Below are 23,737 nucleotides of genomic sequence, written 5' to 3' on the forward strand. Positions count from 1 at the left end.
CTCAGTCATCACGATCGCATATGAGTGAGTATCCAGTGAAATATATACAGCCAGGGTGGGGGAAGTGATGAGAACAGTGAAGTACTCCGCACGACAAAGGTTAATGTAGAGGGTAATCTACCGTATCGTTTACGCTATTATTAATGACATAGCGTGTTTAGAACATCACGATCTTTGGGGGAATTATGAGTGGAATGCGTTCCCGCACGGCAATTATCGTGGACGACCATCCTCTGGCGCGTATGGCTATTCGTGGTGTACTGGAGAAAGATCGCGTTACGGTTCTCGGAGAGTATGAGGACGGGGCGATTGCGCTGAAGAGTTTGCTAAAAACGACTGCGGATATTGTGGTTATTGACGTTGAGATCCCCGGCGTCAATGGGGTAGAGCTGGTGGAGAAACTCAGAGCGAATCACTATCACGGCGTGTTAGTGGTCGTCTCAGCGAAAAACGATCGTTACTTCAGCAAGCGCTGTGCACAGGCGGGAGCGAACGCGTTTATCAGTAAAAAGCAGAACATGGATAATATCCTGGCGGCCATTAATGCCGCACAGAATGGGTATACCTATTTTCCATTTTTCTCCGAAGAAGCCTCCGAAATCCTCACCGATGCGCAGCGTCTGGAATCCCTTTCGACACAAGAGATGAAAGTCATGGGGCATGTGCTTAACGGTCTGGACAATTCGCAAATTGGTGAGGCGATGCATATTAGTGGTAAAACCGTCAGTACTTATAAAACGCGGCTCATGGAAAAACTCGGCTGTAAATCATTAATCGAACTGCTCTCGTTTGCTCATCAGAATAAGCTGACATGATGATAAATAAATGGCTGATGGCGGTGCTCATTATTTTATCCATCGGCGGGCGTGCTGTTTACGCACAACTAAGACTTCCCGTTGAGCTGGAACTATCAGGATTCAATTATATATCGCCTGTACCGGTTTATTTGAGTGAGGATGACAAACGCTGGTTGCAGCAGAAAAAAAGTCTCAGAGTCGCCGTTTATGAGCCCGTTCAGCCGCCGCTTGTTATGACAACGCTGACTGGACGTTATCGGGGAATGAATGCTGATTATCTGGCATTGATTCAACATTCCCTTAATACACGAATAAGTGTGATGGCGTATCCGGATCAGGCTGACGCTGTTGAGGCGTTAAAAAAGGGAGAGGTCGATATGGTATTGACCGGGCTGGAGAGTCAATCCTGGCGTGAAGCAAGTGTTCAGGTTTCTCTGCCACTGATTCATTCCTGGCCCAATTTAGTCACCTCTCTTGGCAACGTTATGGCGCCATTGCAGAGCGCACAACGTACGGGGGTAGCGATTGTTAATCACTATCCAGATGTCGATTTTATCCGCCAGTCCTTTCCCGATGCCGAGATCGATAACTATGGCAGTTACCAGGAAGCGCTGAATTCTGTTAATAATGGGCGCAATGCCTGGTTTTTCGGCGATTCACTCACGACCAGCACCTGGCTTTCCCAGGAGTTCAGTCTTGCGCTGACAACGGTGAAGTATTGGCCTGCGCCACAGAGAAAGAGCTACTTTTTATTTTTGCCCGCACAGCAACGGCTGCGGGAAATTGTGAACAATACCCTTAGCGCAATTGATGAAAACATCCATGGGCAAATTGCCCAGTCGATGATTGATAAAGGCAATCTCTCCTTCCTGATTGAACCTCTGGACCTGACGCCACGCGAAAAGCAGTGGTTAAATAATCACAAAACACTCCGTGTGATTATCAATCCCTGGTTTGCCCCTTACACGATGGTTGATGGAAGCCAGCAAACGCGGGGTATTGTTGGCGATGTCCTTAATTTGATTGGCTTACAAACGGGTATTCAGTTTGAGACGGTGGTCGTCAAATCGAATAAAGAGATGGTCGCAGAGATGAAGAAAGGTAACTGGCATATTGTGCAGGCAGCTACCTATGATCTCAGCCGAGAAGATTATCTCTCTTTTACGCATCCATTTATCACCACACAGTTCGTGGCCGTGATCAGAAAAGAGGAAAGTAAAGAGCATGCGCTGCGGCCCGGTAACCATGTTGCAATCAGCGCCGATCACACTTTACTGGCCACACTGAAGGCGAAATATTCAGGCATTGTGTGGGAAGAGGTGGAAAATTCCAGCGTGGCATTGAATCTGGTCGCAACAGGAAAAGTGGATGCCGCCATTTCGAATCAGCTGACCGCGCGTTATCTGAGCGAGCATTACTATCCCGATCAGCTTTCCTGGATACCGCTTACCGGAGAAGAACCCGCGGCAATCAGTTTCGCGGTGCCCCGCTCTGAGCCGGAGTTACGGCAAATTCTGGATAAAGCGTTAGATGATATTCCGCAAAAAGAGGTCCTGCAGATCGTCAGTAAATGGATTCGTCTGCCGGATGTCAAAATAGATACCTGGGAATTATATAACAGGCCTTTTTATCTGGTGGCTACCTTAGCGTCGTTACTGGTACTCAGCACCTTGTTATGGGCAGTCTATCTGGTGCGGGAAGTTCGTATCAGAAAACGTTCTCAACGCTTACTGCAAGAGGAACGAAACCGGGCTCTCAGGGCCAATGAAGAGAAGCGGGAATTTCTTTCTCACATGAGCCATGAGATACGAACCCCGGTAAGTGCCATTATGGGATTTCTTGAACTCCTGCAATTTTCTCCTGCGAAGTTTAGCCCGGAAGATAAAGCATCAGTGGACCAGGCGGCCCAGGCCTCACGTTCGTTATTAAAACTTATTGGCGAGATCCTCGATCTGGAGAAGATCGAATCGGGCTTATTAGAGACCGTTCCCCAGTGGAAATATCCGGACAGCCTGATACAAGACAACATTGCATTATTCAGCGCGCTGGCGGCGCAAAAAGGGATCGCGCTACGTTACGATTCTCGTTTAGAGGCACGCGAGGCGATGCGACTGGATCCCCAATTACTGGGGCAGGTTCTCACCAATATTATCGGTAACGCGGTGAAATTTACCGAACGTGGTGATGTGCGAATTTCTGCGGTCAAGCGTGAGCAAACGCTGGTGATCTCGGTGCGTGATTCTGGGCCGGGAATGAGCGAAGAAGAACAACGTCGTTTATTCACCGCCTTTAGCCAGGGAATAGCGGGAGAACATCACCGCGGTTCGGGGCTCGGATTAGCCATTAGTCGGGGATTAATGAGGCAAATGGGAGGGACAATCGAACTGCAAAGTGAGGTGAATCGGGGGACGACCGTTACGTTGAGCCTGCCAGTCCAGACGTCGTTTGATATCACGCCTACCGTTGCGGACGTTGACGCGCCTCTGCCAGTATTGCAAGGAACAACACTCCGGGTATTAATCGCGGATGACCTTCCTTTCAGCCGATTACTTTTGAAACGTCAGCTTATGACGCTGGGTATCATCGCTGATGAAGCCGACAATGGCGAGATTGCATTGCATTATCTTCAGCAAGGAAATTATGACTTGTTGATTACCGATCTCAATATGCCGGTTATGGATGGTATTGAGCTTGCCCGCCAGGTCAGAAAAAGTAATACGACGCTTGTCATCTGGGGGCTCACGGCAACGGCGCAGGAGCACGAGCGCGAACGTTGTCTGTCGGCGGGCATGAATGCTTGTCTTTTCAAACCCATCACGTTGTCACAACTCTCTCATTTACTCTCCGGCGTCAGTGATACCCACGACACGGCATTTGATCTCGAAAGACTGGCGATGCTGGCGCAAGGGAATCGGGCATTGATGCTTCGCGCATTAAAAGATGCGCAGGAAGAAAATCGCTGTGATTTAACGGCGGCTTATAACGCCAGTGAGTCTGGTGATTATCGTCTGGTTAAACATCATATTCATCGCATTAACGGGACTGCTCAGTTATTGGGGGTTGAGACTTTAATGAAGGCTTCACAGTCTCTGGAGGATAAACTCCCGGACGCAATGACTGTCACCGAACTGCCTGCTGAGCTTGAGTATATCCAGACACTACTGGACGAGCTGGAGCAGGCAATCGAGAAATTCACACCTTAATTTTCCTTCCTACATGTGTAGGCGGTGCCTGACAGAATAATAAGGCATCGCTGATGTTGCTCCTGTGTTAACCAGGTAAAATAAGCCCTGTTCCAACAGAATAAAATTAGTTAATTAAACCTGGTATATTTCCTAAGAAAAATCCATGTTTTGGTTTATTACAAGTTTCAACTATCAAACACGCCCGGATCATTAAACCAAACCTATCCATATAGCTAGTGTTTAATTCTGTTTTTTGTTGCATATTCTGGGTTTTTGTTTTGACAAAAATAGCCAGGTGTGGATCGTTGTTCTTTTGAAAGTAAAAAGATAGTAGAAACGATCGTTTTTATGTTTTCTTACGAAATCCACGACTTTTGTGATGTCATGCTGAATTATTTTCTGTAAATTTTACAGCGAAACATGTGGCGACTTACAGACGTTAAAACAGCAAGCAGGAAGTGTCGAAAAGGGAAGTTCTATGAAATTGTCAGACTCCGTTTTTTCTGATGATTATTTTTTTATTGTCGGCATAAGTGCGTTGTTAACGCCGGAGTTAATTGATGAAAATTACACTATAGTCGATGTCGATGAGTCGCTCCTTCAACGGAGTACAGAGTATTTGTTTCCTGGCAGGAAGATCATTGCATTTATCACCAATGATCTCGACTACTACGCGTTATGCCATTTGAGAGATATAACTTTCATTGATAAGAGACGCCGGATAAATGAAATCCTCTCATGCCTGTTTGTCAATGACTCCAGGTATGCTTATCGGGTGAAATACACGCTTTCATTCCGGGAAAGTGAAGTTCTTGATTGTATACAAAAAGGAATGGAGGCGAATGAGATTGGTGAGTTATTGGGCATGTCGATGAAGACATTCTATGCACACCGTCGCAGTCTGATATTTAAACTTCAACTCGGTAATCGTGTATCTCTGTATCGAAATATCGCGCGAATAAGAATGTGCAAACCCTGTGTTCATGAGCCTGACCTTACATAAATTGTTGCGTTAATGTCGGGAAACGAGAATATGCAGAGGAGGTGAGTGCAGAAATAATTGTTTTTAACATCAACGCTTTTAATTAAATATTAACTTAACTATCAGGATTTTACGATATGAAAAAATTAGCACTGATTTCTGCGATTTTATCGCTGTCTGCTCTACAGGCGACATATGCAGCCGATGGCGTAATTAACTTTAACGGAACCATTACGGGAACGGCGTGTGTGGTGGATCCTTCCGCGATTTCACAACCCGTTGAGCTTGGAACCGTTTCAACGGCGGCATTTTCTGGTGGAAGTGGTGCAACAGCTGCCGCTAAGCGCTTCAACATTGTGCTGAAATCCTGTCCGGCAAGTGTAACCAGCGCCAGTGTTCGATTTGACGGTACCACCAATACGACTAACCCTTCGATTCTGGCGTTGACCACAGGTCAGACTGCGACAAATGTTGGCGTCGCTATTTATGAACAGGACAGCGCGACATTGATCCCGGTCGGTACTTCTTCGGCTAGCGTGGCATTGCAGGAAGACATCGACAATACGTTGACCTATTTCGCGAAATATATGGCCACAGGCGTTGTCGGAGCAGGGTCGGCCAAGTCGTCAACCTCTTTCACCGTAACTTATCAGTAAAAGCAGGGCCACTCGTGGCCCTGAGTAATTAAGCAGGAATTCTCATGTTTCAGCAATTATATAACACGGTTGCTATAGGGATGATATTTATCTCAACAGCGGCAATTAGTGGTGTTGAAATAGGCGGTACTCGTCTTATTTATAATGGTAATGCCAGTCAGGCTGCAATCAGTGTTAAAAATCCGGACAATAAACCGTATTTAATTCAGTCATGGGTGAGTAAAAGTGAAAATGGTGATGAGAGTGGTAGCGAATTCACTACTACACCACCTTTGTTTAAATTAAATCCAAATGCGCAGAACTCTGTTCGCGTCATGTTGGCTGAAAATAACTTACCAACCGACAGAGAAAGCGTTTACTGGCTGAATATCAAAGCGATTCCCTCATCCTCACCGGATGCGAAAAATGAATTGTTGATCGCGGTAAAAAGCAAAATGAAGCTGTTTTATCGTCCCACCGGGTTAAAAGGCGATCCGTCATTGGCATACCAGCAGTTAATTTTTTCACGTGAGGGTGGGAAATTAACTGTAAATAATCCAACGCCTTATAGCGTGTCGCTCAATGAAATAAAGGTGAACGGCAAGACGATCACTAAGCCTCCAATGGTATTACCATTTCAAACCGTCACGCTACCCCTATCGGGGATAAACGGCGGTGACGTATCGTGGCGTGCGATTAATGATTTTGGAGGCGTCACGACTGAACAAAAAGTTAAAATGTAGGTTAAATGCTTATGCTCCAGCTCAATACGGTTTCAGGTTTTGCAACGTTAACGAAATTATCAGTCATGGTCTATCTGTTTACACAAGCATCAACCGTGTTGGCTGAGGATTATTTTTCACCCGATCTCATTGAAACCCGAGGGAATATTCCACGTGATATTGATATCTCCCGTTTCAGCAAAACTGACGGACAGGTTCCCGGTATTTATCACATTGATGTCTATCTGAACGGAAATTATATCGAATCTCGTGATATCAGCTTTCTGGGTAAAGAGAGTGAATTGGCACCATCCTTAACCTACGCCGATTTCGTGAAATGGGGTGTGAAGCGTAACGCACAGCCTGACTGGATGAGTATGGAGGATTCCGCGACCATCGATAATATTGGTGCGTTACTCCCCGGGAGCCAACTCAATTTTCAGTTTGATGGGATGCGTCTGGATATTTCGGTGCCGCAAGAATATATGCAGCGCGATCCACGCGGCTCCGTTGCACCGGAACAGTGGGACGATGGACTGAATATGCTGTTCCTGAATTATAACTTCTCTGCTGCCAACAGCCATGGCAAGGGAGATTCGCGTAATGACAGCTATCTAAACCTGCGTAGTGGGATTAACGTCGGTCCCTGGCGGTTGCGTAATTACTCGACATATAACAATAACGAAGGGGACGGGCGCTGGAATACCCTCAGCACGTCACTGGAGCGTGATATTAAAGTGCTGAAAAGCCAGTTCAGTATGGGGGATGGTTATACGCAGTCTGGTGTATTCGACAGTGTTCACTTCCGTGGCGCGCAAATTTATTCGGATGACACCATGTTGCCGGAAAGCGTTCGGGGGTTTGCGCCTGTAGTCCGTGGCATTGCGCAAAGTAACGCACAAGTCACCATTCGTCAGGGCGGGAATATTATCTGGCAGTCTTATGTTCCGCCAGGCCCGTTTGTGATTGATGATCTCTATCCTACTGCTGCCAGCGGTGATCTTACCGTGGTTGTGCGTGAGGCAGATGGTTCGGTGCATCAGTTTATTCAGCCATTTTCGGCTGTGCCGATCATGCAGCGTGAGGGCCAGTTTAAATATGCTCTGGCAGTGGGAAAATATCGTGCATCAAACAGTACAGATAAAGAACCGGATTTTCTTCAGACCACAATGAGCTACGGGTTGCCGTGGGACACCACAATATATGGCGGCACGCTGGCGTCGAGAGATTACCAGGCCGGGGCTATTGGTATCGGCAAAGGATTGGGCGATTTCGGTTCGTTCTCTTTTGACACTACCTTTGCTCATACGCAGATGCCAGGCAAAACGGAAGGTGGTATCTCGCTTCGCGCGCAGTATGCCAAAGATTTTTCATCAACGGGCACCTCGCTGAGTCTGATGGGATATCGGTATTCCTCTTCCGGCTTTCATGATTTTCAGGAAGCGAATGGTGATGTCAATAAATACCGGATGGCGAGCGATAACGTTCTGGAAGGCAATGACTGGCGTTATCAGCGTAACAAACGCAGTAAGGCACAGGTGACATTGAACCAGCAGCTTGGCGATTTCGGGAATATCAACCTTTCGGCCTGGCACCAGGACTATTGGGGCGGTGATACCGAGCGTAACGTCAGTCTGGGTTACAACACCAGTATTAACAATATTAATTATGGCCTGAACTATAGCTATTCCCGTGGTCCCTGGCACAACGACAACGATCATATCGTCTCTTTTACGATGCAGATTCCGTTCTCACGTTTCTTGCCAAACAGTTGGATGACGCTATCGGCAAACGCGAATAAAAAAGGCGACGCCACTTCACAGGTTGGGCTGTCCGGTACCGCGCTGGAAGACAACAATCTGAACTGGAACGTACAGCAGGGATACAACAGTAAGGGTGCAGATGTGACGGGCAGTGCGTCGGCGAATTATAAGGGCCGGCATGGTGAATATCAGCTTGGTTATAACTACTCTCGCGATAATCGTCAGGTCTCGGTTGGCGCAATGGGGGGACTGGTGGTTCATCCGTATGGCGTCTCCGCGACTCAACCTCTTGGCGAGACAATGGCGTTGGTGAAGGCCGAGAATGCCGCTGATGTGAAAGTGGCGAATAACAGCGGCATTTACACAGACAGTAAAGGTTTTGCCGTTGTGCCGTACGTTGCGCCATATCGACAGAACAGTCTGACGCTAAATACCGACAGGTTGAACAACAATACGGATGTGTTGAATGACACGCAGACCGTCGTACCAACAAAAGGCGCGCTGACCCTGGCCGATTTCCCGACCGTTACCGGCTACCGAATCCTGCTGCAATTGACGGGCAAAACGATTCCGTTTGGGGCGACGGCAACAATTAACCATCGCGACAATACACCAGAAGGGATTATTGACGATCGTCAGCGAGTCTGGTTTAGCGGTGCACCGGAAAAAGGCTCCGTGGTGGTGAACTGGGCTGGGGAAAGTTGTCTGGCACATTATCAGATTGCGCAGGCTTCTGACAAAACGCATAACGTCACCGCGGAGTGCAGGTAAGTGGAGAGTAAGATGAATCGAATTATAGTGAGTTTATTGTGGGTAGCTCTGGGACTGTTTTCACGGACTACGCTGGCGTGGGATTGTTCGACGGTCACGCCATCAACAACCTTATCGCCGCAGAATATCACTATCTCCAGGGATCTGCCGGTGGGGGCCGTTATTGGTACGCAGATGATGACGCCGACAGTGAATGCGTTCAGTTGTTTTGATTCAGCGGACGGGGTTATTTCCAATCAAACATTTGGCGTAAAGGCGATAGGTACCTTCGATTCGATGGTCAATGGGGTACGGGTCTATAAAACCAACGTTGACGGTATTGGCTATGCGATTTCCGGCTCGACGGCAAAGTGTGCCGGAGGGAATGCCGCCGTAACGGGGGCGAATACGATTCGGGGCGATATTAACACCGCCAGGCTTTGTCAAAATACCACGGGAATGATAAGTCCCGGATTGAATGGTTCGGTCACGGTGACATTTTATAAAACGGCGACGGAGACCGGTTCTGGTACGATATCGGCAAGAATGGTGGGGTCGTTGATATTGCTGAATAACTCGCTGCTCTGGCAATCCCCAGAAGCCGCAGTCAATATCAATGCGTTCACGGTGACCACGCCAGCCTGCAAACTGACCACGGCATCCATCCCTGTCGATATGAAAGAGGTTGATAAAAACGCCTTTAATGGCAAAGGAACGACGCCGGGAGAGACATATACCCAGTCATTCAATTTGCCGATGACCTGCAATGCCGGAACCGCCGTCAGCGTCAGGATGGAAGGCGATATTAATGACGCAACGAAAGGCGTCATCAATACGACCAGCGGGAGTAACGCCGCCACAGGGGTCGGGATCCAACTGCTTTATAACAACCAGCCAATGAGGTTGGGCTCCGATGTGGCGGCTGGGACATCGAGCACAGGGGGCGGTTTCACGGTCCCGCTTAAGGCGCGTTACTACCAGACGGGCGATCACATCACCACAGGGACGGCTAATGGCGTACTGTCTTTTACGATGACATACCAGTAGTTGCCGAATAACTAACATATGGATGAATAGCAGAACAGATTAACCTCAACCTGTTCTGCTGTTCATCACGACATATTTAATACGGTTACGTTGGTGATGTCGTGGGGGATAGAGAAAGCCGCCAACGGCAGGTCTGTTCTGTCTTCGCCATTACAAAATCATCTGTGCCAGTAAAAAGCCAAATGGTACCGAGAAGATAATCGATAAACATCCCGGCAGGAAGAAGGGGTGATTAACGATCTTTGAGCCATTCCAGCGCGAACTGAGAAATGAACCCGTATCATCAGTGGCTATCGCAAACGCGGTTGTCGGGTAAATATTCGTGATATAAAGTGCGCTGACCGCGACAAAACTGGCTAATATTGCCTCCGGGCTAATTCCGATGGAGGCGGCGATAGGCATCAGCAATGCGCTGGTTGCCCCCTGGCTAAACAGCATGGCGCTGGTACAGAAAAATACCGCCGCCAGTAAGAACGGCCAGGCGCGTAATATGTCGCTGGCTTCCATTTTAATCTCATCGATATGGGCACCGATCAGCGTGCTGCTCAGCCAGACAATCCCTAATACCACCACCAGTGATTCCGCGCCGGATTTAAATATCGGTGAGTTCTTCAGCTCTTTCATGTCCAGCTTGCAGGTGAAAATAATGATCGTGGACACGACAAACATCGTAATAATGATTAAGTCGCGGGAATTAATGGTATGCCCAATCAGGGATTTAAACAGCAACATACAGACCACGAAGACCACTCCCACCAGAAATATGGCAACCGAGGATTTTGCTCTGGCGGGAATAGGGCGGCTGGCCTGTTTATTCAGCACAATTTTATTTTCCTGCATGATTTTTTGACACACAGGATCGTCGGCCAGTTTGGCACCTTGTCTGCTGGCAATGAACGCCGCGATCAGCATGGCAAATAACGCGGTGGGCAGGATAATCAGCATTGCGTCGCCGAAGCTCACGCCCATCACCTCAACGGTGCCGTACATAATCGCCGTGGCGGCAGAGATCGGGGAGGCGGTAATCCCGAGTTGCGAAGCCACAACCGCAGAGCTTAACGGCTGGCTGGGTCGGATACCGTTGTCTTTCGCCACTTCCTGAATCACGTTCATCACCGACATGGCGGTATAACCAGTACCGGACAGTACCGTCAGAATAAACGTTACGGTGGGGGCAAGAATATTAAGATAGCCGGGATTATGGCGCAGTAATTTTTCGGTCAGGGTGACGAGATAATCCATTCCGCCGGCCTGTTGCATGGCTGAGAGCGCCACAATGGTAGACAGAATAATCAGCATCACGTCGACAGGTGGAGAACCTGCCGGAACGCCAAAAATAAATACCGAAATCGCTAATCCGATCCCGCCGGCAAACCCGACGCCAATTCCGCCCCAGCGGGCGGCAAGCATGATGGTTCCCAGTAATAAAACGACATGTAATATCACCATATAATTAACCTGCTCTTTGTTATATTTTATTTATCGGCAACGAGAGGGCGAGGTAATGAATAGGGAATATTCATTACCTGCAGTTAACGCTTATTTCTCGATAACAGATGATTACGACATATTCATTTCTGTTTGATAACGTTTAATCGCTGCCGTACTCTTTTGCGGATCGGTCATATTCATCGGATCAAGCAGATAATCCGCCTGTTCCGGTGTCAGCAGTTTTTCTGCCAGCACGACCTGCTTTACGCTGCACTGCTGTTGATACGCGGTTTTTGCAATTCGCGATCCCACCTGATAGCCAAACAGGGTTGCCACGACGGTGGCCAGCGCCGTACTTTCCTCTGCGTAGCGAGCACTCACTTCTTCATTTATCGCGATATCTTTCAGACATTTATCGATGAACAGCGGTATCCCCCGGCTCAGTAACGAGCAGGATTCGAAGAGCGCCTTTAGCAACACCGGTTCCCACACGTTCAGGTCAAGCTCGCCGCCCTCAACCGCCATGGTTACCGTGACGTCATTACCGATAACCTGATACGCAATTTGATTCATCAGTTCGGGCATGACCGGGTTAATTTTGCCCGGCATGATGGACGAACCCGGTTGCACGGCAGGGACAATAATTTCATTAAAACCGGCGCGCGGCCCTGAACCCTGAATACGAAAATCGGTCGCCATTTTAGAGAGAAAGGCGGCGATTTTCTTGAGCTGTGCGGAGAATTCAATATAGAAATCACCGTGTTGCAGACCATCGAAAAAATCCGCTTCCGGGCGATATGGCTCGCCAGTGAGGGTCTCCAGCCATTGATACACCGCCGGAAGATATCCCTCATGGGTGGACAACCCCGTACCAATCGCCGTCGCTCCCAGGGGTAAATACAGCGCCTCCTCGTTGACCTCGGCCAGTTTTTCCCTAAGCCGGTTGACCTGTGTGCGATAGGCGCCAAACTGTTGGCCAAACGTCATTGGCACCGCATCCTGTAAGCAGGTGCGGCCTAATTTCACTTTGTCGGCAAACTCACGGCTTTTATCCGCCAGTACGGCTTCCAGTTTTTCCAGTTGCACCAGCAAATGCTTGATATTCATGCGACTGGTCATTTTCATCGCCGCAGGAATGACGTCGTTGGTCGACTGTCCCATATTAACGTGCGTATTTGGGTGAATCGCATCATATCCCCGTACGCCGGTGAGCAGTTCATTCGCGCGGTTAGCCACCACTTCATTCATGTTCATATTGGTCGAGGTGCCGCCGCCGCCCTGAAAAATATCAATCGGGAAATGGGCGTCAAAATCGCCGTTCATCACCTCCTGCGACGCCGTCACGATGACGGCGGCTTTCTGCTGATCCAACGCGCCAATTTGCGCGTTGGCCTGAGCAGCCGCCTGTTTTATCGCGGCGATTGACCACAGGAAATGCGGAATGTCCCCGACCGTTTTCCCCGAAACTGAAAAATTCAGTACCGCCCGTTGCGTTTGAATACCGTAGTAGGCTTCCTCCGGCACCATTAACGTTCCTAATAGATCCTTTTCTTCACGCATCGTTATGTCTCTTCCTGTATTAAGGTGTATCGCTACCTTAATTGGCTGGCAGTACAGATAATTTGAAGTGGCTCAAAGAAAAAAAAGCATTGAAAAGATAAATACTCATTATTAAAAAATGTAATAGTAGAGGCGGTAATGAAGGATATTAACTTCGATTTTAAGCAGTTACAGGCGTTTTTAGCAGTCATTGAGACGGGGTCATTTACCGCTGCGGCAAAGAAACTCAACCTGACTCAATCCTCGATTTCTCAGCAGATCGCGAATCTGGAAAATGGCTTAAAGACTGAAGTGATTAACCGTTCACAGCGACCCATTCAGATGACGATAGCCGGGCAGGCGCTGTACCCGCTGGGAAAAAAGATTATCGATAGCGGTGTTTATCTGCAGGAACATATCAACGCGATCAGTCACGGGCATATTTCACATTTGAAAATCGGCTTTGTGGATTCGATCGGTAAATCTATCGGCCTGGATATCCTGACCTTCCTGCAACCGCAGGTGAAACATATTTTCCAGGTTACCGGTACAGCATCGGGGCTGCTTTCTGCGCTGAATACGGGCAGCATTAACCTGGCCATCACGATGCTGCATACCGAGATGCCGCCTAATGTCAGAATGTACCCGCTGATTGAAGAGGAGTTTCTGTGCGTTTGTCCCAAAGCCTGGCCGGAAACGCGGCTGGAAGAGTTGTGTAAAAACAGGGACTACATCGCCTATACCCGCAATACGCCGACCGGCATCCAGACGCTCAACTGGCTGAAATGGAATAACCTGTCTCCGTCTATCCAGTTTGAAATGGATAATGCTGATGACATTCTGAAATTAATTTCCTGCGGCTACGGATGGACGCTGACCACGCCGCTGTTTATTACCACACTTCCCGCCTTTACTGACTCGCTGAAGATCATCCGGATCAACAATCGCAAAGAACGCCGCAAAATTGTCCTGCTCTGTAAGGATGATGAACTGTCTGAGTTCTATAAAAACCTGGCGATTGAGGTCCAGTCAATACTGGAAACGAAACTGGAACAGGGGTTCTACAGTAAGCTCAATGCGGATGTGCCGTCATGATCCCTAACCAGGCATGATTCGGTCTTCAGCGAAGTATTGCCCGGTACTTACCGCTAAAGTAGCGGAAATGCTAACCCAGGAGATTGTTATGATAGCGGTGATTTTTGAAGCGGATGCAGTACCGACTCAGCAGGAGCGATATTTACAGCTTGCCGCTGAACTCAGGAACGAACTTGTTAATATTGAGGGCTTCATTTCGATTGAGCGTTTCAAAAGCCTGAGTACGGAAGGGAAGATTTTATCGCTTTCCTGGTGGGAGAGTGAAGACGCCGTCGCGGTGTGGAAGAGCAACATGAAACACCGGGCAGCGCAAAGGGAAGGCCGGGAGTCGATATTCTCTTTTTACCGCATCCGCGTTGCGCACGTTCTGCGAGATTATTCATCGGAAGGATAAAATTCGACCATCTTACGGAAGCGTAACTTCCGCTGATCTCACGCAATCTTTGCAAACAGGACTATTTTCTTACAAGAGAGAAATAAGGATGGAGGTAGAGGGACAGAAAGAGAAAATGGCGCGTGATGTAAAAGGATGTGATCGAGCGAGGAACAGCATTGAGCTTAATAGTTAACTCAACCTTAAATATTACCCCTTGAAAATACAAGGGGCAATATAATAAGGTAAAATATTTGATATTTGTCGTGTTTTAATAGTTTTTTATTGATTAAGTGCTTATTGCATTCTGTACCCGGGAGTCTAAATGTTAGATAATCTCGGGTGGATTTATCCCTGGTGTTACGTTGGTCTTTGACCGCCTGACTAGTATGTGCCGCGAGCGCTATTAGTCAGGTATTTTTTAAGTATAAGGAAGACCCGACCTGAAAAAAAGCTGTCCTAAAAGACAGGGGATAATAATTTCGGAATGTTATTATCAGGAATGAATAAATGAACTCTTTTGTTGAGTTTTTTTTGCTTGATCGCGATGAGTTGCCGTCAGGTTTTGCCACTGAACTCTACCGCCTGAGAAACCGAACATTTCGTGAGCGGCTCAACTGGAAAGTAGAATGTACTGATGGCCTGGAAAAGGATCAATTTGATAACGAAAACACGACTTACCTGTTAGGGATGCATGAGGGAGAAATCCTGTGCGGCGCCCGATTTATCGATGCCACGCAACCGACGATGATCAGCGAAATATTCCATGAGTACTTCGATAATATTACGCTCCCTACGGATATTCCCTGCTGTGAAGTGAGCCGCCTGTTTTTAGATAAAGAGAGACGTGATTGCGGAAACCTTCGTGGGATGCCCGCCAGTAAGGCACTGTTTCTGGCAATGATTGTCTATTGCATGAAGAAACAGTATCGGGGCATGTTCGCCGTTGCCAGTCGCGGTATGTATGCCATTTTCCGGCATGCGAACTGGAAAATTGACGTGATTCAGAAAGGACTTTCTGAGAAAGGTGAAACTATCTACTATATTTTTATGCCGGCGAGTGAAAGCGCAATTGAGAGCATCATCAGCAAAGATAAGGCCAGCCACTGGCTCCGCGAGATACTTCAACAACTTCGCCGTCTGTAATCCCGCACGGAGTTCAGTTATCCAGTAATCTGAGCTCCATTCCAAGTTTAACCGCATGCCTGGCGTTGTTTACGCCCAGCTTTTTCATTGCATTGCTCATATGAAATTTCACGGTTCGCTCTGCAATTGACAATATAACCGAGACTTCGGCATAGGTTTTACCCGCACTAACCCACTTCAAAATTTGTCGTTCGCGCGGTGACAAAAAAACGTTCTTTTTCTGATGCACTTTACTGTAAAGATTAAGGGTCTTTTGATGTAACTGAATGAGAAAATGCATGAAGTGCGCGCGGCAGGCTTCCATCTCTATCCCCGAATCCTTCTGGCTGATGATGGATAATACGACAAGATTATTCAGATAGTCATGCAGGGGAAACGTCTGACCCTGATAAATATTGTGTTCAGAACTTTCACTGAAAATGCGCGTCAGGTTATAACCGTTCGCCAGCAGCACCTTGTTCTCCCAGAAAAAATCTTCAACACTGCTTAAAGCCCTAATAATAACAGGGTCAATAAACTGGTATTTTCTTTCAAGATAGATGTTAAACCACTCAGGATTATTATTGATAATCTGCATTTGCGAGGGATCTTTCTTGTTCATAATCGCATATGCGTAGATCGTATTTTTGTAGTCCTTAATGAACGCATTCAGTTCATTCTGGATTAACGCATTGATCCCTTCATCGTTGTAATACATATCCTTCACGCCAGTTGCTGCCTCTGAGATGAGTGTTTGAAAGAGTATAGCCTGCCTCGTTACCTGACAAAATGGACTTACCCCACAACAGTCGATATTTCCTGTCCTTATGTCAAATTGTGTATAAAAACGCCAGGACTGAGGTTCATGGCATGACCGTCAAGTTGGCCCCGAAGGTTTGTTGAGCCGGGCGGCACAATCGGATGCCAGACATCACGAACAGAGGAGCGTAAAGACAGAGTGTGGGCCAATGTCAGGCCATTGCGCCACCCGTACTGTCGGTGGCGGAAATTGAACCAGGGTCACAAATATGAATATTGTCCAGCGGCGTGTTTAATCAATGCCGGTTACGGTTGCGGAATAAAAACTGAATAATTACAAAATATTATTTACCCACGCGATGCGCAGGCGCGGGGGATTATAGGTTTTTACTATAGGTTCAGGATGCAAACAATTGTCGTCCCGAGTCTCTCTTTTTTAACAATAAGGAGGCCATACAAAATACAAGGATAATAAAATGGAACGTCTGACGGTCTCTGACAAACTCTGCTACGCAATGGGGGGCGGATTTGCCTCCAACCTCAGTTTTTACGCGATGCTGGTTTTCTTTATTACCTATGCTTCTGATGTCTATGGTGTGAATCCGGCCACGGTGGGCGCCATCACGCTTGCCGCACGGGGGATTGATGCGTTTATCGATCCGGTGATGGGCGCGATGGGTGACAGAACCCGGACGCGACTGGGTAAATACCGCTTCTGGATAATCACATCAGCACCGGTACTGGGTTTTACAACCTGGATGGTTTTTGCCTCTCCGGATTTCTCCGCGACGGGCAGGGTGGTTTATATCGCCTGCGTTTATATGCTCTACTCCCTTGTCTCTACCGTGTCGAATATCCCGTACCACTCATTAACGGCCTACATTACAGACAAGGTCAATGAACGCAGTAATATTGTGTTATTCAAGCAATTTACCGGGATTATCGCCCAGTTTATCGTCAGCGCGGGCGGCATTTATATTTTATCTGCATTCAGCCAGACCCGGGATGCGACGGGTAATGTGGTGGTTGATTTTCATAGCTATCACTACCTCGGCATTTTATTTGGGGTCGTGACCACGCTGGGATTCTGGATTTGCGCTTACGGCGCCCGTAGACAGGATAACTGGCAACGTATTGTGCACGATGAAAAGGGATTACAGACCGACCCGGCGGGTGAACAGCAGAATATTGTGGTGGCCGTTTTCAAACAGCTGTCGCTGGCTTTTCGTAGTCGTTCACTGGGATGCCTGGCGTTGGCCTCTTCGGCGAACACGCTGTCCTTAGCGATTACCGCCGGGGTGACCGTTCAGTTTTATACGTGGGTTCTCCACAATACAAAGCTGGTTGCGACGGGAGCATTACTGAATATGCTGTTTGGCGCATCAATATATCTGCTGGTTAAGTGGTTAGTATCTCGCTATGGAAATAAAACGGCATTTGTGATCATCTGTTTTATTGCCATGGTTCCCTCGCTGATACTCTGGCTCACCTTCTCGCCTGAAAATGTCACCTTTACTTTGATACTTCTCGCCTGCGTGATGGCGTTTTGTCAGGGCGGGTCGCTGATTACCTGGATGATGGTCACTGATTGCGCGGATGAATTACGCTGGAAAACGAAAAAGAATGCCGCCGGAATTGCCTCCTCCACATTAACGTTCTCCAACAAATTTGGTTCTGCGCTGGGTGCCTTTGTGCTGGGCGGCGTCCTTGATCTTATTGGTTATCTACCCGGCGCGCAGGCGCAAACGGCGGGAACATTACATGGATTGCTTATTTTGATGGTCCTGACGCCGGTTTGCGGGCAACTCCTGTCACTGTTTTCGATGATTTTTTATACCCTGAACAAAAAAAATCATCAGGCGATCTGCATGAAACTGCTCGGGGATGGGGAGTAATATGAAAGTTGTTATGCTGATGTTTGATACCCTGCGTCGTAATAAGCTCCCGGCTTATCAGGCCGACGCATTTCCTCTGCCTAATTTTAAACGACTGGAGGGGAAAACCGTTCGTTTTGATAATTTCTATGTTGGCTCAATGCCCTGCATGCCAGCCCGACGCGATTTGCATACCGGACGGCTGAATTTCCTGCATCGCAGTTGGGGGCCGCTGGAACCCTTTGATGACTCTATTTTTGAAATCATTAAAAAGCACGGCGTCTATTGCCATTTAATTACCGACCATCAGCACTACTGGGAAGATGGCGGGGCGACCTACCATAATCGCTACAGCAGTTATGAGTTTATGCGCGGGCAGGAGGGGGATCTCTGGAAAGCGAAGATTGGCTTCGACGGCGCCCGTGAACTGGATTCATGGAAAAACGCCGAACCGCTGCGCCGTAATATGATCGAGCACGATCAGATTAACCGCAGTTATATGCGTGAAGAGAAAGATTTCCCGCAGGCGCGCTGTTATCAGGCCGGGCTGGCTTTCCTGGCGGAAAACTATCAGCAGGATAACTGGTTATTGCAAATAGAGAGTTTTGATCCGCATGAGCCCTTTTATGTGCCGGATCGCTTCAAGCGCATGGTCGATCCTGAACTGGTCAATAACCCTGACGACTGGCCGGAATACAGTTCGACAGAGAGGATCAATAATCCGCAGAAAGTGGTGAACGGTGAAAAGCATTATCAGGCGCTGATGTTGATGTGCGATGAATATCTTGGCCAGGTGCTGGACTTTTTCGACGCACATCATCTGTGGCAGGACACAATGCTTATTGTGAATACCGACCACGGTTTTATGTTTGGTGAAAAAGAGTGGTCGGGGAAAAGCGTTATGCCGGTGTATAACGAGATTGCGCATGTCCCCTTCTTTATTTGGGATCCCAGAAGTCGACGGGCTGGCGAGTCGCGAACCCAACTGGCGCAGATGCACGATCTGGCGGTGACGTTGCTGGAGGCGTTTGGCATTGAGAAAACGCACAACATGACAGGCAAGGCATTGTCTCCGGTCATAGCGCGACAAATGCCGATTAAATCAGAGGCTATTTTTGGCTATTTCGGCGCGCATGTGTCGATCACCGATGGTCGCTATGTCTATATGAGAGGGAGCCAGTCGCCGGAAAATAGCCCGCTATACGAGTACACGCTGATGCCGATGCGCATGCGCAGGATGTTTAATCTCGCTGAATTGCAGGAAGCCACTCTGCATCCTGGTTTTGTCTTCACCCGTGAGACACCGGTGCTGAAAATCCCGGGTTCCGCCGGTTTTTACAGTTCTTATGCGCACGGCAATTTGCTGTTCGATTTAGCTCACGATGCGAAGCAGGAGCATCCGCTCTGCGATCCTGAACGTGAAGCGCTGTTTATCCGCAAACTGTCGCAGGCAATGCGTGAGGCGCAGGCTCCGGAAGATGAATGGCGGCGTCTGGGGATCCCCGTCGACGACGCGCATATTGACGCGGAGTTCGTGCGACAGGAACATGAAATGCGCAAACGGGTGATGCAGCAGTATTTAGGCTCTCTTGCCTGCCTTGATATGCATCCGGATACCCGGGCATTGCTCCTTGAGATAGCGGCCTGCCCCGGAGGGGATAAATTCCTTCAGGATCTGGCAACGATCTCCGGGCAGCGCAGCATCACCAAGCAGGCGGTGAAAGCGCTGTATGACAGCGGTGATTATGAGTCGGCACTTTACGGACTGTTCAATAAACCCTACTGAGTCTGCATGCCTCACTCATCCGGGAGCCCGATTTTGCCGGAGCTCCCGTCTATCTTCATCGCTACGCATCAGGCAGGCATCATCAATCCCGGAAACCGTGGTGAGGCGAATGTATTTACACAAATTAATTTTTCAGTTCAAAGTGCTGGTAGATAAAAAGACCTTTACCTCGGCGGCGGAAAGTCTGTTTATCTCTCAACCGACCCTAACCCAAAATATGCAACGACTCGAGTCGGAGTTGGGGATCCCTTTGTTGTTCCGTGAGGGGAAAAAGATTTCCTTAACGGTTTATGGCGAAAGCCTGTATCAGCATGCCTGCCTGCTGGATCGCAATTACCAGCAGGCTTTACTCAGTATTGATGCGATAAAGCATAGCCACAGACAGCAACTGGTGATCGAGTGCGGGCACGCGTGGAGTCATGGCGTCTTATTTCATCTGATGAAGGACTATGTGAGGCTGTATCCGCAAATCCGGATGGTGATCAAAAACAGTAATACTGCACTGGGGCAACAGCATTTACTGAAAGGCGAATGCGATCTTGCGTTAGGGGCGATACCCGCTGCGGAAAACAGAATTGCGGCAATAAATTACCTTCCCATCTTCACGACCCGGTTTGTCCTGTATTGCGCGAGCGATCATCCGCTTGCGTATGTGCCGCAGATTACCGAAGCGCAGCTTAATCACTGTGAGTGGGTCATTCTTAAGCATGAATCGGAAAACGAAGAGTTTAACGATCCTTTGCTTTGTCCTATTTCGCCAGAAAAGGTCAGATTTGAAGTCTGTTCGGTATCGAATGCTATTGCGCTGGCGAAACAGACGCAATGCATTCTGGCGCTTTCCATACATCTGGAAGCCGAAGCGCGTCACCGTGGTCTGCGTCGCCTCAATCTGGCGAAGAACATTCCCTCTTTTGATACCGGCATCATGTACATAGACGATGTGCTGAAGTATGACCATAAGAAAAAATTTATTGAGACCATCATTTCGTCAAAAAGCATGTTTGATCAGAATGATATGTAGCGGTCCACAAACCGTTCAAGCATATTCCCGCCTACCGGCGGGGAGATGAGATATCCCTGAAAGCGATCGATACCTAATGCTTTCAATATCGTAAATTTCTCTTCACTGTCGACCCCTTCGGCAACGCAGCGACTACCGGTCAGCATACAGTAATAGTTCAGGCTTTTTATCAGCGCCAGCGCGTGTGGATCGCGTTGCATCTCATTGATAATACACATATCCAGCTTATATTCGTTAAACTGGATCTGCCTGACCGGAAACATCACGCTACCTTGTGAGAAACAGTCATCGAGCATAATCCGAAAGCCGAGCCGTTTTAATTTGTCGATGTTCGCGGCGGTTTTTCCCCTTTGACTGAACTCGATGGTCTCAGCAAATTCCAGCACCAGTCTGTCCGTTTGCTGTGGCGACACCAGTTGCTGTTTCGCCGCTTCCAGCATTCGTGGAAGGCATTCATGGCTGGCGAGGGCGGCAGGGACATTAAGTGAGAAATAAAACTCCCCGGGATGCTGGTTGATTTTCTGTATCGCTTCCTGCAAAACAAAAGCGGTCAGCACCTGCCAGGCGTATTCAGCACGTATTTGTGGCAAAAATGCGCCGGGTTGCAGGACCGTACCCTCGCGCCGCCAGCGTGAGAGTATTTCCATCCCTTGTAAACGGTGGTGGCTATCCACAATCGGTTGAAACACCGGAAAGAGTTGCCGGCAACGGATGGCATGGACGAATTCACGTTCGAAGGCGGATAACGCATCGCTACCGCTTCTGTTCAGCCGCGTTTCTGGGTTGCCGGGAAAGTGTGTCGCCAGTTGCGGGAAATGTTCCGCCATTTTTTTAAGTCCTGAAGTTCTCTGATTATAAAGGGTTTTTTGGCTTATGCCTCGCTGTTGCGCCCGTTCAGGGATGTTGTATCCGTGCAGCAAATCCACAATGGCGTTGAGCTCCGGTTTGCTGAGGCCGATTGTCGGCTTGCCATAAATCAACGTCTGGTTATCTGCGCATTGGCCCAAAGGAGGGACATCCTGCAACCCGTGCCCGCGCAATAGCGCGGCAATGCAGCGTGTCGGTAAATCTGAGGCGACGGCCCGGATTTCCGTCAGCAGACGGCGACGCGTCACAAGATGCTCCAGCGTGTGCCACAACCAACGGTCAGGACAGCGGCTGAGGATAAGCATCGGCAGGGGGACAGCGGCCTGTTCCAGCAGAAGCGCCGCCTGCTGCAACGTGGTGAGCAGCCAAAGGGGATCGTCAGGAAGAAACACCACGATCCGGCGTGCTGACGCCAGTGCAGGAAGCGTTGAGATATCCAGCGACGGCGAATTAAGCAGCACCAGACGCTGGCGGTCTGGCGTCATCATCCTCGCGAGACCTTCGGCGGCACAGGGGCAGGGGGACAAAATGTAGTCCATCCCCGGCTTTCCCACATCACTGATAAACAAACGTCACCCCAATGATTGACTGAACATTGCCTGCCGTCACTTGTCCGCTGGTTCGTGCGTAGTTGGCCGTTAAGCCGAGGCTCACGGCAGAGGTGCCGACCGTGCCTAATGACACGGTGCTGTTGGCGGGGACGATGGTACCGTTGCGCGTGAGCTGAACACCGATGCCCTTCGCGGGCGAAGACGACGCGGTATTGGTAAAGATCGAATTGGCGGAATCTGCGGTGGTGCCGGAGAGGTAATACGTCAGATTTTGGCTCTGCGCGCAGTAGACCGTCAGCGGAACGGGGGCGGAGCCCGGATAGTCCGGCAGCGTAACCGTGACGTTGCGGGAGGAGACATCGCAGCCGCCAGTCGGAATGACCACACTATTGTTCGCATAAATGCTCCAGACGAACTGAAAGTCATCGCTGTTTTTGTTGTTGGTCTGGCGGAGAATGAGTTTAGCAATAAGCGTTCCTGCACTGATTGCGACGCCGCCCGCAGAGCTGATTGGCGTCAGATACAGGACGGTCGGCCACGGCTTATCGACTCTCGAGTCATAGATCATCCGTGCGGTTTCGCTGGTGGTCGGAAACGGGTAGCTGGAGCCGTTGTATCTTACGGAGCCGGAAAAACTCGATAACACGCCGCCGTAAGCGGACCCCTGCTGAAGGGTGACATAGTCAGTGATGGTTTCGGGATAATCGTTATGACAAAAAATCTGCGTTGAGAGGTCGACCACCAGGTTTTGCCCGACGTTAACCGCAGGCGAGAGATCAACGTAGACGTTCGCGCTACCACCGCCAATGGGAATGGTCGCGCCGCTGGCGGTTTTGCACGCAAAGGACCAGGCATTGATTGACCAGCCCATCAGCAACAGTGTCGTCAACAGGGTTACGACTCTTTTCATCAACATACTCTCCTGGTCATGCATAGGTATAGGTCACGTTAATCACCGCCTGGATCGTTCCCTGGGTTGCGCCGCCGTTGACCGATAACGCCCTGACCTGCAAAGGAAAACGGGCGGATTGCGAGGCGTCATCCACCACCACTGATTTTGTCGCGCCGGTGTTCAGTCTGTTACCGCTGTCATCCTGGAGTTCAAGCTGGATATTTCCGGCAGTCCCCTGGTTTTTGTAGTAGCCCGTGCTGTCGGCGGTACCGCTGAAGCTGGCGGTGACGCGCGAGGTGCCCACCGGACAATTGCTTAGCTCAAGCGCCACGCTGTGCCACGCGGAGGAGGAACCGGCATTGACCAGACTGAAGGTGTAGAGATCGCCCAGTTCGACGGTGGCAGTGGTGGTCGACACCGTGCACGGTTTGGCGACCACTTTCCCGTTCACGGTAATGGTCACGTCAGCCGCCTGCACAACAGCAGAAGCGGCAAGGATGACTGTCAGTAGCCACCGGGGTTGAAACCATTTCATCAAAGCCT

19 protein-coding genes are annotated in these 23,737 nt (G+C 49.1%); 13 read left to right on the forward strand and 6 right to left on the reverse strand.

Going from position 1 to position 23,737, the window contains the following annotated elements:
* The first annotated feature begins 185 nt into the window (after nucleotides 1-185).
* The 7 genes from evgA (at nucleotide 186) to C2U53_RS14275 (ending at nucleotide 9,881) form a co-directional block, all read left to right on the forward strand.
* On the forward strand, nucleotides 186-815 hold the full coding sequence (evgA, locus tag C2U53_RS14245; protein ID WP_042999412.1) for an acid-sensing system DNA-binding response regulator EvgA: 630 nt from the start codon (nucleotides 186-188) through the stop codon (nucleotides 813-815).
* Complete coding sequence (locus C2U53_RS14250; RefSeq protein ID WP_246876153.1) at nucleotides 812-4,000, forward strand: transporter substrate-binding domain-containing protein; 3,189 nt, start codon at nucleotides 812-814, stop codon at nucleotides 3,998-4,000. The genes evgA and C2U53_RS14250 overlap by 4 nt, the downstream gene beginning before the upstream one ends.
* A 460-nt stretch (nucleotides 4,001-4,460) precedes the next feature.
* Nucleotides 4,461-4,985: a LuxR C-terminal-related transcriptional regulator gene (locus C2U53_RS14255; protein WP_044254092.1), complete on the forward strand. Its 525-nt coding sequence runs from the start codon at nucleotides 4,461-4,463 to the stop codon at nucleotides 4,983-4,985.
* A gap of 116 nt (nucleotides 4,986-5,101) precedes the next feature.
* Nucleotides 5,102-5,620: a fimbrial protein gene (locus tag C2U53_RS14260; protein WP_042999413.1), complete on the forward strand. Its 519-nt coding sequence runs from the start codon at nucleotides 5,102-5,104 to the stop codon at nucleotides 5,618-5,620.
* Nucleotides 5,621-5,664: 44 nt separating this feature from the next.
* Nucleotides 5,665-6,342, forward strand: a complete 678-nt coding sequence (locus C2U53_RS14265; RefSeq protein ID WP_042999414.1) for a molecular chaperone — start codon at nucleotides 5,665-5,667, stop codon at nucleotides 6,340-6,342.
* A gap of 5 nt (nucleotides 6,343-6,347) precedes the next feature.
* A complete protein-coding gene (locus tag C2U53_RS14270) occupies nucleotides 6,348-8,855 on the forward strand; it encodes a fimbria/pilus outer membrane usher protein (RefSeq protein ID WP_246876154.1) in 2,508 nt (835 codons plus the stop codon).
* Nucleotides 8,856-8,867: 12 nt separating this feature from the next.
* Entirely contained in the window at nucleotides 8,868-9,881 is a 1,014-nt protein-coding gene (locus C2U53_RS14275; protein ID WP_044254094.1) for a fimbrial protein, read from the forward strand.
* 150 nt (nucleotides 9,882-10,031) lie between these two features.
* Here the strand turns inward: C2U53_RS14275 and C2U53_RS14280 are convergent, their stop codons facing one another.
* Nucleotides 10,032-11,330, reverse strand: a complete 1,299-nt coding sequence (locus tag C2U53_RS14280; protein ID WP_042999416.1) for an anaerobic C4-dicarboxylate transporter — start codon at nucleotides 11,328-11,330, stop codon at nucleotides 10,032-10,034.
* A gap of 111 nt (nucleotides 11,331-11,441) precedes the next feature.
* Complete coding sequence (locus C2U53_RS14285; protein WP_104446039.1) at nucleotides 11,442-12,872, reverse strand: aspartate ammonia-lyase; 1,431 nt, start codon at nucleotides 12,870-12,872, stop codon at nucleotides 11,442-11,444.
* Between the two features lie 138 nt (nucleotides 12,873-13,010).
* Here C2U53_RS14285 and C2U53_RS14290 point away from each other — a divergent pair, with 138 nt between their 5' ends.
* The 3 genes from C2U53_RS14290 (at nucleotide 13,011) to C2U53_RS14300 (ending at nucleotide 15,465) form a co-directional block, all read left to right on the forward strand.
* Nucleotides 13,011-13,946 carry a LysR family transcriptional regulator gene (locus C2U53_RS14290; RefSeq protein ID WP_042999418.1) on the forward strand — a complete coding sequence of 312 codons (936 nt, stop codon included), beginning with the start codon at nucleotides 13,011-13,013 and terminating at the stop codon, nucleotides 13,944-13,946.
* 88 nt (nucleotides 13,947-14,034) lie between these two features.
* A complete protein-coding gene (locus tag C2U53_RS14295; protein WP_042999419.1) occupies nucleotides 14,035-14,340 on the forward strand; it encodes an antibiotic biosynthesis monooxygenase in 306 nt (101 codons plus the stop codon).
* 489 nt (nucleotides 14,341-14,829) lie between these two features.
* The gene (locus tag C2U53_RS14300) at nucleotides 14,830-15,465 is read left to right on the forward strand and encodes an acyl-homoserine-lactone synthase (protein WP_042999420.1); all 636 of its coding nucleotides are present in this window, start codon (nucleotides 14,830-14,832) and stop codon (nucleotides 15,463-15,465) included.
* Between the two features lie 13 nt (nucleotides 15,466-15,478).
* Here C2U53_RS14300 and C2U53_RS14305 read toward each other — a convergent pair whose 3' ends face one another.
* Entirely contained in the window at nucleotides 15,479-16,162 is a 684-nt protein-coding gene (locus tag C2U53_RS14305; protein WP_192926969.1) for a LuxR family transcriptional regulator, read from the reverse strand.
* A gap of 517 nt (nucleotides 16,163-16,679) precedes the next feature.
* Between C2U53_RS14305 and C2U53_RS14310 the strand changes: the two genes are divergently transcribed.
* From C2U53_RS14310 to C2U53_RS14320, 3 genes are all read left to right on the forward strand, one after another.
* Nucleotides 16,680-18,098, forward strand: a complete 1,419-nt coding sequence (locus tag C2U53_RS14310) for an MFS transporter (protein WP_104446040.1) — start codon at nucleotides 16,680-16,682, stop codon at nucleotides 18,096-18,098.
* Between the two features lies 1 nt (nucleotide 18,099).
* A complete protein-coding gene (locus C2U53_RS14315; RefSeq protein WP_104446041.1) occupies nucleotides 18,100-19,863 on the forward strand; it encodes a sulfatase in 1,764 nt (587 codons plus the stop codon).
* A gap of 109 nt (nucleotides 19,864-19,972) precedes the next feature.
* Nucleotides 19,973-20,884 (forward strand): LysR family transcriptional regulator, encoded by a 912-nt coding sequence (locus C2U53_RS14320; protein WP_044327020.1) that lies wholly within the window; start codon nucleotides 19,973-19,975, stop codon nucleotides 20,882-20,884.
* Here the strand turns inward: C2U53_RS14320 and C2U53_RS14325 are convergent.
* Genes C2U53_RS14325 through C2U53_RS14335 form a run of 3 tightly spaced genes read right to left on the reverse strand, consistent with a single transcriptional unit; the run spans nucleotide 20,869 to nucleotide 23,729 of the window.
* The gene (locus C2U53_RS14325; RefSeq protein ID WP_061069627.1) at nucleotides 20,869-22,290 is read right to left on the reverse strand and encodes an EAL domain-containing protein; all 1,422 of its coding nucleotides are present in this window, start codon (nucleotides 22,288-22,290) and stop codon (nucleotides 20,869-20,871) included. The two genes, C2U53_RS14320 and C2U53_RS14325, sit on opposite strands and share 16 nt — an antisense overlap.
* A 16-nt stretch (nucleotides 22,291-22,306) precedes the next feature.
* The gene (locus C2U53_RS14330; protein ID WP_042999427.1) at nucleotides 22,307-23,212 is read right to left on the reverse strand and encodes a fimbrial protein; all 906 of its coding nucleotides are present in this window, start codon (nucleotides 23,210-23,212) and stop codon (nucleotides 22,307-22,309) included.
* A gap of 16 nt (nucleotides 23,213-23,228) precedes the next feature.
* Complete coding sequence (locus tag C2U53_RS14335) at nucleotides 23,229-23,729, reverse strand: fimbrial protein (protein WP_044254116.1); 501 nt, start codon at nucleotides 23,727-23,729, stop codon at nucleotides 23,229-23,231.
* Nucleotides 23,730-23,737: the final 8 nt, after the last annotated feature.

The sequence above is a fragment of the Citrobacter sp. CFNIH10 genome (assembly GCF_002934585.1).
GTDB classification, from domain to species: Bacteria; Pseudomonadota; Gammaproteobacteria; order Enterobacterales; family Enterobacteriaceae; genus Citrobacter_A; species Citrobacter_A amalonaticus.